The 13,755-nt window shown below is 68.6% G+C and carries 17 protein-coding genes; 1 reads left to right on the forward strand and 16 read right to left on the reverse strand.

All coding sequences use genetic code 11. The annotated features are described in order from the left end of the window. Positions 1-14: 14 nt before the first annotated feature. The 8 genes from WS49_RS16295 to WS49_RS16330 form a co-directional block, all read right to left on the reverse strand. Positions 15-872 carry a lysophospholipid acyltransferase family protein gene (locus WS49_RS16295; protein ID WP_059530392.1) on the reverse strand — a complete coding sequence of 286 codons (858 nt, stop codon included), beginning with the start codon at positions 870-872 and terminating at the stop codon, positions 15-17. A gap of 19 nt (positions 873-891) precedes the next feature. Beyond that, on the reverse strand, positions 892-2,169 hold the full coding sequence (locus tag WS49_RS16300; RefSeq protein WP_059530395.1) for a dihydroorotase: 1,278 nt from the start codon (positions 2,167-2,169) through the stop codon (positions 892-894). 52 nt (positions 2,170-2,221) lie between these two features. Further along, a complete protein-coding gene (locus WS49_RS16305; protein ID WP_044846292.1) occupies positions 2,222-3,253 on the reverse strand; it encodes an aspartate carbamoyltransferase catalytic subunit in 1,032 nt (343 codons plus the stop codon). A gap of 74 nt (positions 3,254-3,327) precedes the next feature. Then, complete coding sequence (gene pyrR, locus WS49_RS16310; protein ID WP_059530399.1) at positions 3,328-3,843, reverse strand: bifunctional pyr operon transcriptional regulator/uracil phosphoribosyltransferase PyrR; 516 nt, start codon at positions 3,841-3,843, stop codon at positions 3,328-3,330. Beyond that, complete coding sequence (gene ruvX / locus WS49_RS16315) at positions 3,830-4,279, reverse strand: Holliday junction resolvase RuvX (RefSeq protein WP_059530402.1); 450 nt, start codon at positions 4,277-4,279, stop codon at positions 3,830-3,832. Before ruvX ends, pyrR begins: the two co-directional genes overlap by 14 nt. Next, positions 4,276-4,854 (reverse strand): YqgE/AlgH family protein, encoded by a 579-nt coding sequence (locus WS49_RS16320; protein WP_006751106.1) that lies wholly within the window; start codon positions 4,852-4,854, stop codon positions 4,276-4,278. Before WS49_RS16320 ends, ruvX begins: the two co-directional genes overlap by 4 nt. A 182-nt stretch (positions 4,855-5,036) precedes the next feature. Further along, a complete protein-coding gene (locus WS49_RS16325) occupies positions 5,037-6,338 on the reverse strand; it encodes a hypothetical protein (protein ID WP_059530404.1) in 1,302 nt (433 codons plus the stop codon). 103 nt (positions 6,339-6,441) lie between these two features. Continuing rightward, complete coding sequence (locus WS49_RS16330) at positions 6,442-6,612, reverse strand: rubredoxin (protein ID WP_004186709.1); 171 nt, start codon at positions 6,610-6,612, stop codon at positions 6,442-6,444. A gap of 255 nt (positions 6,613-6,867) precedes the next feature. Between WS49_RS16330 and WS49_RS16335 the strand changes: the two genes are divergently transcribed. Then, entirely contained in the window at positions 6,868-7,734 is an 867-nt protein-coding gene (locus WS49_RS16335) for a hydroxymethylpyrimidine/phosphomethylpyrimidine kinase (protein ID WP_059466951.1), read from the forward strand. 178 nt (positions 7,735-7,912) lie between these two features. On the opposite strand, the gene groL is transcribed toward WS49_RS16335, so the two are convergent. The 8 genes from groL to WS49_RS16375 all read right to left on the reverse strand — a co-directional run bounded on the left by groL (position 7,913) and on the right by WS49_RS16375 (position 13,599). Further along, complete coding sequence (groL, locus tag WS49_RS16340) at positions 7,913-9,553, reverse strand: chaperonin GroEL (RefSeq protein WP_059530405.1); 1,641 nt, start codon at positions 9,551-9,553, stop codon at positions 7,913-7,915. Between the two features lie 46 nt (positions 9,554-9,599). Beyond that, a complete protein-coding gene (gene groES / locus WS49_RS16345; RefSeq protein WP_004186661.1) occupies positions 9,600-9,893 on the reverse strand; it encodes a co-chaperone GroES in 294 nt (97 codons plus the stop codon). A 374-nt stretch (positions 9,894-10,267) separates the two neighbouring features. Next, on the reverse strand, positions 10,268-10,777 hold the full coding sequence (locus WS49_RS16350) for an SRPBCC family protein (protein WP_059530407.1): 510 nt from the start codon (positions 10,775-10,777) through the stop codon (positions 10,268-10,270). 41 nt (positions 10,778-10,818) lie between these two features. Next, positions 10,819-11,451 (reverse strand): LolA family protein, encoded by a 633-nt coding sequence (locus tag WS49_RS16355; protein WP_059530409.1) that lies wholly within the window; start codon positions 11,449-11,451, stop codon positions 10,819-10,821. Continuing rightward, a complete protein-coding gene (locus WS49_RS16360) occupies positions 11,448-11,861 on the reverse strand; it encodes a hypothetical protein (RefSeq protein WP_059530412.1) in 414 nt (137 codons plus the stop codon). Before WS49_RS16360 ends, WS49_RS16355 begins: the two co-directional genes overlap by 4 nt. A gap of 28 nt (positions 11,862-11,889) precedes the next feature. Beyond that, a complete protein-coding gene (locus WS49_RS16365) occupies positions 11,890-12,678 on the reverse strand; it encodes an anti-sigma factor family protein (RefSeq protein ID WP_059530415.1) in 789 nt (262 codons plus the stop codon). After that, positions 12,678-13,193 (reverse strand): sigma-70 family RNA polymerase sigma factor, encoded by a 516-nt coding sequence (locus tag WS49_RS16370; RefSeq protein WP_059530417.1) that lies wholly within the window; start codon positions 13,191-13,193, stop codon positions 12,678-12,680. Before WS49_RS16370 ends, WS49_RS16365 begins: the two co-directional genes overlap by 1 nt. A 46-nt stretch (positions 13,194-13,239) precedes the next feature. Further along, positions 13,240-13,599 (reverse strand): COG4315 family predicted lipoprotein, encoded by a 360-nt coding sequence (locus tag WS49_RS16375; protein WP_059530421.1) that lies wholly within the window; start codon positions 13,597-13,599, stop codon positions 13,240-13,242. Between the last annotated feature and the right edge of the window lie 156 nt (positions 13,600-13,755).

Here is a 13,755-nt window from a genome sequence, read left to right on the forward strand (position 1 = left end):
GGCGGAATGAAGCATCAACCCTCGCGCCCCGGCACCGGCTCCTCGGCCGCCGCATCGCCTGCCGCACCGCCGCCGACTTCGATTGCCGGATATGCGTGCCGCTCGAGCTCCGCCAGCGACTCGGGCGATGGCTTGCCGACCTTCGCCTGCATCGCTTCGAGCGCAGCCGCGATCGCGTCGCGCGCCGCCGCCGAAGTCGTGCGGCGGTCACCGCCCGGTGCGATCGGCTCGCACACGTACAGGTGCGCAACCAGCGGGCCGCCGCGCAGCACCATGTCGAGCGACATCCCGAGCGACAGCTCGCCCGTATACGCCGGCGCGACCGACTGCCGCCGCTGCGCGTCCTCGTACATCAGGCAGATCGGCTGCACCGAGCAGCCGGCCGATACCGACGCCTGGAACAGGTTCGCATGGAACGGCAGCAGCGACTGCCCGTCCGACGTCGTGCCTTCCGGAAACACGCACATCAGCCCGCCGTTGCGCAGGCGCTCGGCCATCTCGTGCATGATCCGCATCGCCTCGGTACGCTTCTCGCGCTGCAGGAACACGGTGTCGAGCTTCTCGGCGAGCCAGCCGACGACCGGCCACTGCCGCACCTCGGCCTTCGACACGAACGGCGTCGGCCGCCATGCGTTGATCGCGTAGATGTCGAGCCACGACACGTGATTGCCGACCACGAGCGCGCTCGCGTCGAGCCGCGCGCCGTCGTTGTGGACGACGAGGCGCATCCCGCAGATCCGCAGCATCTTGAGCGACCAGCGGCGCGTCATCTCGGCGCGACGCGCGGGCGTGACATGCGAAAAGCGCAGCGCGACGATCGCCATGCCGCGCAACAGGTGAAAGACGAGACGCAGCTTGCGAAGAGCGGTCATGGCGAGGATCCGGCGTGGTTCAGTGGCGCTCGAACGCGACCTGCCCCGCCACGAGCGTCGTGCGCACGCAGGCCGGCAGTTCGTAGCCGAGGAACGGCGAGTTGTGACCCTGGCTCTTCAGCGCGCGGGGCTCGACGCGCCAGTGCGCGCGCGGGTCGAACACGCACAGGTCGGCCGCACTGCCTTCGGCCAGACGGCCCGCCGGCAACTGCAGCACGTCGGCCGGCGCCGCCGTGATGCGACGCAGCGCCTGCGCGAGCGGCGTGTTCGTTTCATCGGCCCACTTCACCGTGAGCGACAGCAGCAGTTCGAGCCCCGTCGCGCCCGGCGTCGCTTCGGCGAACGGCAGCAGCTTCTCGTCGTCGTCGACCGGCGTGTGATCGGAGCAGATCGCGTCGATCGTACCGTCGGCGAGCGCCGCGCGGATCGCTTCGCGATCGCGCTCGCCGCGCAGCGGCGGGTCGAGCCTGAATTGCGAATCGAAGTAGCCGATGTCGACGTCGATCAGGTGCAGGTGGTTCACGCCGACGTCGCACGTCACGGGCAGCCCCTCGGCCTTCGCCGCACGCACGAGCGCGAGGCCGGCCGCCGACGACAGGCGCGCGAGGTGCACGCGCGCGCCCGTCACGCGCATCAGTTCGAAGATCGTGTGCAGCGCGATCGTCTCGGCCGCGACCGGCACGCCGGACAGCCCGAGCCGCGACGCGAGCGCGCCGCTCGCGGCGACACCGCCACGGCCGATGAACGCGTCGAGCGGACGCAGCCACGTCGTGTAGCCGTAGGTGCTCGCGTACTGCAGCGCACGCAGCAGCACCTGCGTGTCGCGCACCGGCACGTTCGCGTGCGTGAAGCCGACGCAGCCCGACTCGGTCAGCGCGACCATCTCGGTGATCACTTCGCCCTTGAGGCCGACGGTGAGCGCGCCGAGCGGATGGACGTTCGCCTGGTGGAGGTTGCGGGCGCGGAACTTGAGCATCTCGACGAGGCCCGGCTCGTCGAGCACGGGGTCGGTGTCCGGCGGGCATACGAGGGTCGTGACGCCGCCGGCGACGGCCGCGGCCATCTCGGACGCGAGCGTCGCCTTGTGCTCGTAGCCCGGCTCGCGCAGCCGCGCGCAGAGGTCGACGAGACCGGGGGCGACGATCAGGCCCGCCGCGTCGATCGTCTTCTCCGCGTTGAAACCGGCCGGCGCCGTGCCGAGCGCGGCGATCTTGCCGTCCGCGACGAATACGTCGGCCTGCCGTTCGGTGCCGGCGACCGGGTCGATCAGCGTGCCGCCTTGGATATGAATCTTCATGCGCTGTCTGTGAATGCGTTGATTGCGTGAATAAGGATGCGCGAAGGCGGGCTCAGTCGCTGTTGCCGGCGACGATGCCCATCACCGCCATCCGCACGGCGATGCCGAACGTGACCTGGTTGAGGATCACCGACTGCGGACCGTCGGCGACCTGCGAGTCGATCTCGACGCCGCGGTTCATCGGGCCCGGGTGCATCACGATCGCGTCGGGCGCGGCGAGCGCGAGGCGCTCGGGCGTCAGGCCCCAGGTCTTGAAGTACTCCTGCGCGGACGGCAGCAGCGCGCCGCTCATCCGCTCGTTCTGCAGGCGCAGCATGATGATCACGTCGACGCCCTTCAGTCCTTCGTCGAGGTTGTGGAACACCTTCACGCCCATCTGCTCGAGGCCGCCCGGCAGCAGCGTGCGCGGGCCGATCGCGCGCACTTCCGGCACGCCGAGCGTGGTGAGCGCGTGGATGTCCGAGCGCGCGACGCGCGAATGCAGGATATCGCCGACGATCGCCACGCGCAGCTTCGTGAAGTCGCGCTTGTAGTGACGGATCGTGTACATGTCGAGCAGGCCCTGCGTCGGGTGCGCATGACGGCCGTCGCCGGCGTTGATCACGTGCACGTGCGGCGCGCAGTGCTCGGCGATCAGGTACGGCGCGCCGCTCGACGCGTGGCGCACGACGAACAGGTCGGCATGCATCGCCGACAGGTTGTTGATCGTGTCGAGCAGCGACTCGCCCTTGCTCGTCGACGACGCGTTGATGTTCAGGTTCAGCACGTCGGCCGACAGGCGCGTCGCGGCGATCTCGAAGGTCGTGCGCGTGCGCGTCGAGTTCTCGAAGAACAGGTTGAACACCGACTTGCCGCGCAGGAGCGGCACCTTCTTCACCTCGCGGTCCGTCACGCTGACGAACTGCTCGGCCGTATCGAGAATGTGATTGACGATCGAGCGCGGCAGCCCCTCGATCGACAGCAGGTGTTTCAGCTCGCCGTTTTTCGTGAGCTGCGGGTTGCCCTTCAGGAAACCGTAGCGGAACCGCTCGGGGCTCGCGGCCGCAGCGGGATTGCCGGTGCGGCCAGTGGTGTCGGTGGTCATGGTGTGCGTGATTCCAACTATGCAAACGGGCCGCGGCACGAACCGGCGGCCCGGGATACGGTTTCGCGGTTCGGTCAGACGCCGTGCGCCTCGATGCGCAGCGTCAGCTGCGCGGCCTCGTCGCGCGCGAGCACGAGCGTCGCATCGGCCGGCACGTCGAGCGTGCCGCCCGCGAAGCGCGCGGCGACCGGCAGCTCGCGGCCGCCGCGATCGGCGAGCACCGCGAGCTCGACCACGGCCGGACGGCCGTAGTCGAACAGTTCGTTGAGCGCGGCGCGCACGGTGCGGCCGGTGTACAGCACGTCGTCGACGAGCACGATGCGCGCGCCGTCGACCTCGAACGGCAGCGACGTCGGGCTCGCCTGGCTGTGCAGCCCCTTCTTCGCGTAGTCGTCGCGATGCAGCGCGACGTTCACGACGCCGAACCCCGGCGCGCCGAGATCGCGCGCGAGGCGCTCGGCGAGCCACGCGCCGCCGCTGTGAATGCCGGCGAGCCGCGGGCCACCCGGCTCGGCGAAGGCCGTGCCGTATGCGTCGCGGATCTGGTCGAGCAGGACGCGGTAGAGCGCGTCGGCGTCAATGGTGCTCATGGTCGGACAATTGATCGAGATACTGTTGAAGGATCACGCGCGCGGCCTCGGCGTCGAGCATCTCGGCACGTGCGCGCCCGCGCACGTTGCGCTCGCGCAGCCCGGCCTCGGCCTCGACCGACGAATAGCGTTCGTCGACCCACGTGACGGGCAGCCCGAAGCGGCCGTTCAGCTGGTTGCCGAAGCGCTTCGCCTGCTGCGTCATCTCGTGCGGCGTGCCGTCCGGATGCATCGGCAGGCCGACGACGAGCGCGTCCGGCCGCCATTCGGCCAGCAGTTCGCCGACCGCCTTGAAGCGGTGCTCGCGGTTCAGGTTGGGGATCACGACGAGGGCGCGGGCCGAGCGCGTCAGCGCATTGCCGATCGCGACGCCGATCCGCTTCTCGCCATAGTCGAACGCCAGGAGCGTCGCATCGCGCGCGCTCGCGCCACTCATGCGTGCCCTGCTTCGCCGGACAGCATCGACGAGCTGACGCCGAGCAGGCCAAGCGCGGCTTCGAAGCGCTCCTCGGCCGGCGTGTCGAACACGATGCGGGGATCGGCGGCCACGGTCAGCCAACCGTTGCGGGAAATTTCTTCCTCGAGCTGACCGGCGCCCCAGCCTGCATGGCCGAGCGTCAGCAGGAAGCGTTTCGGGCCGGTGCCCGTCGCGACCGCCTCGAGCACATCCTTCGACGTCGTCATCTCGAGCCCGCCCTCGACCGACATGGACGAGTTGTAGTTCGCGCCCTCGACCGGCTCGTGCAGCACGAAGCCGCGCTCGGTCTGGACCGGGCCGCCGAAGTACACGGGGATGTGCAGCAGCGGCTCGATGTCGAGCTTCAGGTCGATGCGGTTGAACAGCGATTCGAGGTCGATGTCGGTGGGACGATTGATGACGAGGCCGAGCGCGCCGCGCTCGCTGTGATCGCAAAGATAGACCACCGTTCCCGAAAACGTCGGATCCGCCATGTTCGGCATGGCGATCAGGAACTGGTTGGTGAGATTGATGCGATCGGAAGGCTTTGACATGGTTTGAATTTTAGCAAAGACGCCGCGACCTGACCGGGCCGCGATCAACAAGCAACGCCGCGCGACGCTGGCAACGACGCGCGCGGATCACACGGCACTCTAACACGCGCGCGGGTGCTGTCGGCAGCGTGTTGCCGGCCCGTGCGACAAGGGCTGCCGCCACGGTCGCGCCCCGTTGCGCATCAGGTCCGGCCGAGCGCCGCGCCGAGCGCCCCGGAGGCGGCGGTCAGGTCCGGCGGCGCCACCCCCGCGGCGATCTTCAGCAGCGCGGCGCGCAGCATGTCGGACGCGCGGGCGTGCGCGTCGAGCCCGCCTTCGGCGAGCGGCATGCCGTGCGCGGCACGGCGCCATGCCAGCCCGAGCGTGTCGGCCAGCAGCGCCGCATGACCGAGCCCGAGCGCGCATGCGGCCGTACCGACCCGATAGGCGGCCGCGGATGCGCGCCATGCGGCCCCCGCATCGGCGGCGGCTGGATCGACGGCCAGATCGGCCATCGATGCGTCGGCCGTCTGCAGGAAATCCTCATACGCATGGGCGTTGACGGTCACGACACCGAGCATGCGGGTGGGCGCCGCCGCGACCGCATCACGCTCGGCGCGCGCGGCGTCGGCCTCCCAGAGGGCCTCGGACGCTGGCGTGCCGGCGACGTGCCAGTCCACGGTCAGCCCATAGTCGTGCAGCACGTCGACGAGCGCGACGTCTTCCGCGGCTGCGCCGAACAGCGCAAAATCGCGCCACAGCAGCGCAACCGTTTCGCGCACGAGCGCCGGCGGCGCACTGCGCCTGCCCTGCGCGTGCTCGCCGAGCAGCAGGTTGGTGCGTGCGAGGAAACGCTTCAGTTCGGGCGCGGCGCTGGCGCGCAGCGCGCGCAGGCACGCGGCGGCGAGCCGCCAGAAATCGTACGGCGCGCCGTCGGCCAGCGCGGTCAGGATCGTGTCGAGTTCGTCGAGCGCCGCGTCCGGCGTGCCGTGCGGCGCGCGCAGCACGCCGAGCAGCGCCTGCTCGTATCGGGCCCGCGCCCGGCTCGCGAATGCGTCGGGCAGCGCGCGCAGCGTCGCCGGCGGTGTCGCGCGCCCGACGAGCGCCAGCACGTCGAGCGGCACGCTCGCGTGCAGGTCGGCCGCGCTTTGCGCACGCAGCGCCCGAAAATGTTCGAACAGGATGGGCGAGCAGGCCAGCTCGCGCAGATTGTGGCGCTCGACCGCCGCGCGGAAATCGCTCAGCGCGAGACGCCAGGCGGCGGAAGCCGGTTCGGCGGCGACCAGTGGCACCGCCGCGGCCAGTTGGCCGGCGAAACGGGCGGCCGGCAGCCAGCCGGCCTCCGCCAGCACGGCCGCGGCGGCCGACAGCGGCGCGGCCGCGTCGTCCCGCTGCTCGAATGCGTCGGCGGCCGCCGCGAGCCACGCGTCGGCCGCGCGCACGGCCCCGCCACGCGGGTTGGGCAGTGCGTCAGGGTGGGAAACGTTCGCCGGATCGGACGTCATGGACACGCGCGCCTGTCATCGTCAAGTCGCTCGCGCCGGCCGCGGCGCGCGAGCGCCGGGCAACCGCGAGGCCGAAGCGGTGTGTCCGTGGGCCAAGGTCCGGTCAGATCTGGACCATCTCGAAGTCTTCCTTGCGAGCGCCGCATTCGGGGCACGTCCAGTTGATCGGGACGTCTTCCCAGCGCGTGCCCGGGGCGATGCCCTCTTCGGGCAGCCCGGCTTCTTCGTCATAAATCCAGCCACAAATCAGGCACATCCAGCTCTTGTATTCCATCTTAAGCCGCGTCGGGGAAAAGTCGGTAAATTCGGGAGCCATGATGGTACCGTGTCGGGGCCGGACTGCCTAGCAATCGCACTGGAGTCCGACGACTACGTTGCGCTGCGCTAAAAATTCCGTCGTGCGGGCCGGATTCCGCCGCATAATGGCTGAAAAGTGCGGCCTGCCGGGCAACACGGGGTCCAAACGCCCGATTCGCCTTGCCGTCCGCAGATCTGTCGCTTCCCCGTTTTTTTCTTGCCCCATTTTTACATGTCCAGCAACGCCCCTCCGATCGTCCTCACCTTCGGCCTGTCCGATCCCACCGGCGGCTCCGGCCTCCAAGCCGATCTGATGACCCTGGCGAGCATGGGCTGTCACGGTGTGTCCGTCCTGACGGGCTACACCGTGCGCGACTCCGCCGCCTGCGACGAAGTGACCGGTCTCGATCCCGATGTCGTCGCCGCCCAGGCGCGCATGCTCCTCGAGGACATGCCGGTCGCCGCGTTCAAGATCGGCGCCGCGACGCGCGCCGAAGTCGTGAGCGCGATCGCGGAAGTGGTCGCCGACTACGACGGCGTGCCGCTCGTGCTCGCACCGGACTTCACGCTCGACGACGAGCACGTGCTCGCCGCCGACGACCTGCGCGAATCGATCGCCGACCTGCTCGCGCCGCAGACGACGCTGCTGGTCGCCGACCACGCGACGCTGATCGCGCTCGCGCAGCCGGACGGCGATGCCGAGGCGCCGAATCTCGACGCGGCCGTGTCGCACCTGCTGTCGCAGGGCTGCGAATACATCCTGTCGTCGGAAACGGGCTCGCACCGGCTCGTCAACACGCTGTACGGCGAGGAAGGCCAGCTTCGCGAAGATATGTGGGATCGCTCGCCGCACCGGCTGATGGGCATCACCGACACGCTCGGCGCGGCGATCGCGGCACTGCTCGCGAACGGCCAGGAGCCGCCCGAAGCGGTGCGCGAGGCGCAGGAATACCTGTACCAGGCCGTCCGCGACGCGTTCCGGCCCGGCATGGGCGCGTACCTGCCCGACCGGTTCTTCTGGGCGCGCAGCAACGACGAGGAAGGCGGGCGTCCGGTGACGGAAAGCAGCAAAAGCTCGCCGCGAATCGCCCGGCATTGACGCCCGCGCGGCGGCCCTGCGCCGCCGTTGCGCGGCCTGCGCTCGCTTCGGGGCGGCATGTCCGTCCCGTGTCCGTCCGTTTTCGCGCGCATAAAAAAAGACCCGCATCGCTGCGGGTCTTTTTCTTTGGCTGGAACGCGCATCGCTGCGCGCTCCGGACACCATCGACCGAAGTCGATTACATGTCCATGCCCATGCCGCCCATGCCGCCCGGCATGCCGCCCGGCATCGGTGCGTCTTCCTTCGGCAGTTCTGCGACAGCTGCGTCCGTCGTCAGCAGCAGGCCTGCAACCGAAGCTGCGTTCTGCAGTGCGGTGCGCGTGACCTTGGTCGGGTCGACGACGCCGGCTTCAACCATGTCGACGTACTCGCCCGTTGCTGCGTTGTAGCCGTAGTTGCCCGTGCCTGCAGCAACTGCCGCCACCACGACGCTGGCTTCTTCGCCACCGTTCGTGACGATCTGGCGCAGCGGCTCTTCCATTGCGCGCAGCACGATCTTGATGCCGGCGTTCTGGTCGGCGTTCGCGCCGGTCAGGCCTGCGATCGCGGTGCGAGCGCGGATCAGCGCAACGCCGCCGCCTGCCACGATGCCTTCTTCCACAGCTGCGCGCGTTGCGTGCAGTGCGTCTTCGACACGTGCCTTCTTTTCCTTCATTTCGACTTCGGTCGCAGCACCGACCTTGATCACTGCCACGCCGCCGGCCAGCTTGGCCACGCGCTCTTGCAGCTTTTCGCGGTCGTAGTCCGACGTCGCTTCTTCGATTTGCGTGCGAACTTGCTTGACGCGCGCTTCGATGTTTACGGCTTCGCCTGCGCCGTCGATGATCGTCGTGTTTTCCTTGCCCACTTCGATGCGCTTCGCCTGGCCCAGTTCTGCCAGCGTTGCCTTCTCGAGCGTCAGGCCGGTTTCTTCCGCGACGACTTGACCGCCGGTCAGGATCGCGATGTCTTCCAGCATGGCCTTGCGGCGATCGCCGAAGCCCGGCGCCTTGACCGCAACGGTCTTCAGGATGCCGCGGATGTTGTTGACGACCAGCGTTGCGAGCGCTTCGCCTTCGACGTCTTCAGCGATGATCAGCAGCGGACGGCCAGCCTTTGCGACTTGCTCGAGCACCGGCAGCAGATCACGGATGTTCGACACCTTCTTGTCGTGCAGCAGCACGAACGGGTTGTCGAGGACGGCGACTTGCTTGTCCGGGTTGTTGATGAAGTACGGCGACAGGTAGCCGCGGTCGAACTGCATGCCTTCGACGACGTCGAGTTCGTCGGCGAGCGACTTGCCGTCTTCGACGGTGATCACGCCTTCCTTGCCGACCTTGTCCATCGCTTCAGCGATGCGATCGCCGATCGACGTGTCGCTGTTCGCCGAGATCGAGCCGACCTGTGCGATTTCCTTGTTCGTCGTGCACGGCTTGCTGATCTTCTTCAGCTCGTCGACAGCCGCTGCGACTGCCTTGTCGATGCCGCGCTTCAGGTCCATCGGGTTCATGCCCGATGCGACGTACTTCATGCCTTCGCGAACGATCGATTGCGCGAGGACGGTTGCCGTCGTCGTGCCGTCGCCTGCGTTGTCGCTGGTCTTGGAAGCCACTTCCTTGACCATTTGCGCGCCCATGTTCTGGAGCTTGTCCTTCAGCTCGATTTCCTTCGCGACCGACACACCGTCCTTGGTGACCGTCGGGCCGCCGAAGCTGCGCTCGAGCACGACGTTGCGGCCCTTCGGACCCAGCGTGACCTTGACTGCGTTGGCGAGAATGTTCACGCCTTCGACCATCTTCGAACGGGCGGAATCGCCGAATACGACGTCTTTAGCTGCCATCTTCTAACTCCTTGAATTCTTGAGAATATGTGCCGTCAGTGGACGCTTACTTGGCGTTGACCACGGCCATGATGTCTTCTTCACGCATGACCAGCAGCTCCTGGCCGTCGACCTTGACGGTCTGGCCAGCGTACTTGCCGAACAGCACGCGATCGCCGACCTTCACGTCGAGCGCGATCGGCGCGCCCTTGTCGTCGCGCTTGCCCGGGCCGATGGCCAGGACTTCGCCTTGATCCGGCTTCTCAGCTGCTGCGTCGGGGATCACGATGCCCGAGGCGGTCTTGGTTTCCTGATCCAGGCGCTTGACGATCACGCGATCGTGCAAAGGACGAAGGTTCATATTCACTCCTCTCTTGACTGAGATTGAAGAACGCTTAGGGAATCTGCCCGGCGGGTCGCCCGGCAGAGAATTGTTAGCACTCTCGTGCAGCGAGTGCTAATTATATGGACGGGTTTTGACAAATTCAAGAAGGGGAGCCGGAGGTTTTTTCGTGCGGGGCGGAACGATGGAAAAACGGGGATTGATTGAAAAATTTCATTAAAAACAACCACATAAACATCGATCCCGCACACCGGGAGCGGACGAGATACGGGATATCCCGACCCATGCCCCAATTGGACACGAGGCGAGCACCGAGTTCCCGCGGTCGTCCGGCATCGCTTGAACAAGGTTGCGCGGACGTGCCAAGGGCACAAACCGCGGCCACGGGATCGTCACATGTCCGGACAGCCCGCGACCGGCTGAAACGTCCGGCCGTCGGTCTCGACCGTCGCGCCGAGCAGCCGCGCGAGGCCTTTCGCGCCTTCGCGCATCACGACGTCGTGATTCCACGCGAACAGCGGGCGCGCGATCGGCTCCAGCCAGTTCATCCAGCGCTCGCGCGTGCGGATGTGCCAGTCGTAGCGCACGACGGTGCGCGCGCCGTCGCCGGCGAACGACCAGCGGCCGTCGCCTTCGATCGCGCCGCTTGCGCGGCCTTCGAGCACATGCGGCCGTTCGACGCGCAGCACGCGCATGTCGAAGGTCAGCCGGTACGGCAACGCGCCTTTCCACGTGTATCGCTGCAGCGCGCCGACGCCGCCCGCGTCGCCGTGCTCGATCTCGACGGTCCGCACGGCGCTCTTCCACCAGTCCGGCCAGCGATCGACCTGGTAGATCGCGTCCCAGACAGCCGCGAGCGGCGCGTCCACGCGCCACGTCGTCGAAAACCGGTATTCCGCCATGCTGCCTCCGGCGCGAATCAGAATCGGGGTCAAAAACGCGATCAGGGCGAGAAAAAGCGGGCGGGAAACGCGACGTCGATCTCGACGTCGTCGAGCGTCACCGTTTCGAGCGGCGCGCCGTCGTCGTCCGCGAAACTGACGACCTTCAGCGGAAAGCCGTCCTCGGTGTCCAGCCACAGACGATAGCGATGCACGCCGTCGACCACGTGCGCGGGCGCGCCCGTCACCGATACGCGCAGCGTGGCGCGGCCGCCGAGGGTTTCCTTGCCTTCCGTCACGGTCGCGCCGCCCTGCTGCAGCGCATGCACGTTGTGCAGCAGCACGCCGACGTCCGAACGGTCGACGCGATGGCCGCTGCGGTCGCGCAGCAGCGGATTGGACGGCGACAGCGTCAGCGCGGGCAGCGCATGCTCGCCGAACGGACGCAGCCGCACCTTGCCGTTGCCCGGGTCGTACGCGAGCACCGCGCCGTGATGCGGCGACACGAAGTCCATCCGGACGAAACCGGGTTTCAGGTAGGCATAGTGGAATTCGGCATGCTCGCCGCTTCGCGCCGACGAGCGGATCGTCGCGCGGTACGAATGGACCTGGTCGAAATGTGTCTGCGCGATGGTCACGGGATCGGCTGTCATGCTCGCTCCTATCAGGCTCGCGGCCAGCAACGCGGCGATCACGGCGCCGCCTCGACGTCGAGCACGCCTTCCATTCCGCGCTCGCGATGGCTGCGCAGGAACAGCAGCCGATGCGTGCAATAGTAGGCGAAGCGGCCGGGCGCCGTCGGCGTGAAGCGCAACGTGCGCGGCGTCGTGCCCAGCTCGGTATGCACCGCGATGCCGGCCTGCGGCGCGTCGATCTTGAAACTGTGCGGCACGACGCCCGGCTCGACCGAGACGGTGAGTTCGACCGGCACGTGCGCGCGGACGATCACATGGCTCGGACGAAAGAAATAGCTGCCGCCGACGATCGCCACCCGCTGCACGCCGTCGGCGTCGACCGGCGCGCGCACCGGCGCATCGCCGTCCGCCCGCGCGAGCCCGGCGCCCGCCACGAGCGCCACCGCCACCATCACCGCCTTCGTGTTCATCGCTGGCTCCCTGCCGATGTCGCGCGCGTCAGCCCTTCCACGCGTCGGTCGGTCCGCCGAGCGCGCCGCATGCTTCGATCGCGAGCTCGCGCAGCCGTCGTTCGTCGGCGTGTCCGGAGAGCGCATAACCCATGCCGCGATCGGACCAGAAGTACGTGTTGCGGCCGCCGGCGGACATCGCCCGGGGCGCGAAGCGCCGCGCATCGTAGGCCGTCATGTAGAGCGTCACGCGCTTGCCGTCCGCGCGCTGGTACATCAGTTGCGCGGCCGGCCCCGCGTCGCCCGGCAGCAGCCGGCCGCCCAGCAACGCATAGCCGTATTCGTCGAGCGACGGCGCACGCACGGGCCGCCCGAGACGCGCGGACAGCCACGCGGCAAGGCGCGCCGGATCGCGTGCGTCGACCTCGACCGGATGCTCGCGATCGGCCGCGTACACGGCATACGCGACGTCCGCGCGCGCGGCGAAGGCCGGCTCGGCGCCGAAGGTCGTCCAGCCCGCGTGCAGCGCGACGCCGATCACCAGCCCGGCCGCCAGCCCCGCGAATGCATACGCGACGCCGCGCCAACGCGGCACGCGCCGCTGCACGAACAGCGCGGGTGCGGCGGCCGGCAGCGGGAACAGCGCTTGCAGCGCGTCGCGCTGCGCGCGGTAATGCGCGAACCGGTCGGCTTCGCGTGGATCGGACGCCAGCCGTTCGAGCACCTCGCGGCGCTCCTGCCCGGACAGCTCGCCGTCGAGCAGCGCCGACAGCAGTTGCGCCGACGCGTCGGCTCCGCCGTCCCGATCGTTCGAAGGTTTGCGCGGATCGTCGTCCATCATGTCTTCCCGATCACCCGTAACGCGGCCGCGCCGCGCGCCGGCGGCTCGTCGGACAGCAGCGCACGCATCTGTTCACGCGCCCGCGACAGCCGCGACATCACCGTCCCCACCGGCACGCCGAGCACCTGCGCGGCGTCGCGGTAACTCAATTCCTCGAGCGCGACCAGCAGCAGCACCTCGCGCTGCTCGACGGGCAGCCGGTACAGCGCGCGCTGCACGTCGCGCAACAGCAGACCGCCGATCTCGTCGGTCGGCGCGGCCATCGTCTGCCATGGCGCGGTCGCATCGTCGACCGCGATCTCGTGCCGCGCGCGCAACTGGTCGATGAAGCGGTGGCGCAGCAGCGTCAGCAGCCACGCACGCAGGTTGCCGCCGTCGCGCGGCGGCCGGTTCAGCGCACGCTCGAGCGTGTCCTGCACGAGATCGTCCGCCCAGGCCCGGTCGCCCGTCAGCGCGCGCGCATATCGCGTGAGATGCGGCAACCACACCAGCAGGTCCGATTCGTAGCTCATCCGGATGCCTCGCGCGTCGCCGCGCCGTCAGTCCGTCGATCGGTGTTCAGGGACGCGCGACGTGCCACATGCCGCCGATTCCGTCGCCGCCCGCGTCGCCGGCCTTGCGGTCCATCTTCCAGCGATACAGCGGACGGCCGTGGTAAGCCCATTGCTTCTTGCCATCGTCGCGCGTGACGAGGCTCAGTGCACCCGACGCCTTGTCGTATCCGTCGGCGAGCGCCGGCGGCCAGTTGGCCGCGCAGGTGCCGGTGCAGGTGCTCTTGCCCGGCGCGTCGTGATCGAACACGTACAGCGTCATGTGATCTTCGTCGACCAGTTTCCCGTCACCGGCCTGCGGCGGCTCGGCGGCCGCGGGCCGCGCGATCGCGGCCGTCAGCGCGATGGCGAACAGCATCGTCTTCATTCCCGTTCTCCTTGGCATGGCGTCGCGGCACGATGCCGCCGGACGGGACGTCGACTTCGCGATGACCATTATCCCGCTGTCCGGCCGCGCCGAGACTCGGTATGTAAACGGACGAATCCGGCCAGTTATTCCATGCCGCCCCACGAAGCGGCGCCA

Origin of the sequence: Burkholderia sp. RF7-non_BP4 (genome assembly GCF_001521935.1) — a bacterium.
Classification (GTDB): Bacteria; Pseudomonadota; Gammaproteobacteria; order Burkholderiales; family Burkholderiaceae; genus Burkholderia; species Burkholderia diffusa.

Coding starts and splice junctions, on each gene's coding strand:
- WS49_RS16295 (WP_059530392.1), bottom strand. CDS start 872: ATGACCGCTCTTCGCAAGCTGCGTCTCGTCTTTCACCTGTTGCGCGGC.
- WS49_RS16300 (WP_059530395.1), bottom strand. CDS start 2,169: ATGAAGATTCATATCCAAGGCGGCACGCTGATCGACCCGGTCGCCGGC.
- WS49_RS16305 (WP_044846292.1), bottom strand. CDS start 3,253: ATGACCACCGACACCACTGGCCGCACCGGCAATCCCGCTGCGGCCGCG.
- pyrR (WP_059530399.1), bottom strand. CDS start 3,843: ATGAGCACCATTGACGCCGACGCGCTCTACCGCGTCCTGCTCGACCAG.
- ruvX (WP_059530402.1), bottom strand. CDS start 4,279: ATGAGTGGCGCGAGCGCGCGCGATGCGACGCTCCTGGCGTTCGACTAT.
- WS49_RS16320 (WP_006751106.1), bottom strand. CDS start 4,854: ATGTCAAAGCCTTCCGATCGCATCAATCTCACCAACCAGTTCCTGATC.
- WS49_RS16325 (WP_059530404.1), bottom strand. CDS start 6,338: ATGACGTCCGATCCGGCGAACGTTTCCCACCCTGACGCACTGCCCAAC.
- WS49_RS16330 (WP_004186709.1), bottom strand. CDS start 6,612: ATGGAATACAAGAGCTGGATGTGCCTGATTTGTGGCTGGATTTATGAC.
- WS49_RS16335 (WP_059466951.1), top strand. CDS start 6,868: ATGTCCAGCAACGCCCCTCCGATCGTCCTCACCTTCGGCCTGTCCGAT.
- groL (WP_059530405.1), bottom strand. CDS start 9,553: ATGGCAGCTAAAGACGTCGTATTCGGCGATTCCGCCCGTTCGAAGATG.
- groES (WP_004186661.1), bottom strand. CDS start 9,893: ATGAACCTTCGTCCTTTGCACGATCGCGTGATCGTCAAGCGCCTGGAT.
- WS49_RS16350 (WP_059530407.1), bottom strand. CDS start 10,777: ATGGCGGAATACCGGTTTTCGACGACGTGGCGCGTGGACGCGCCGCTC.
- WS49_RS16360 (WP_059530412.1), bottom strand. CDS start 11,861: ATGAACACGAAGGCGGTGATGGTGGCGGTGGCGCTCGTGGCGGGCGCC.
- WS49_RS16365 (WP_059530415.1), bottom strand. CDS start 12,678: ATGGACGACGATCCGCGCAAACCTTCGAACGATCGGGACGGCGGAGCC.
- WS49_RS16370 (WP_059530417.1), bottom strand. CDS start 13,193: ATGAGCTACGAATCGGACCTGCTGGTGTGGTTGCCGCATCTCACGCGA.
- WS49_RS16375 (WP_059530421.1), bottom strand. CDS start 13,599: ATGAAGACGATGCTGTTCGCCATCGCGCTGACGGCCGCGATCGCGCGG.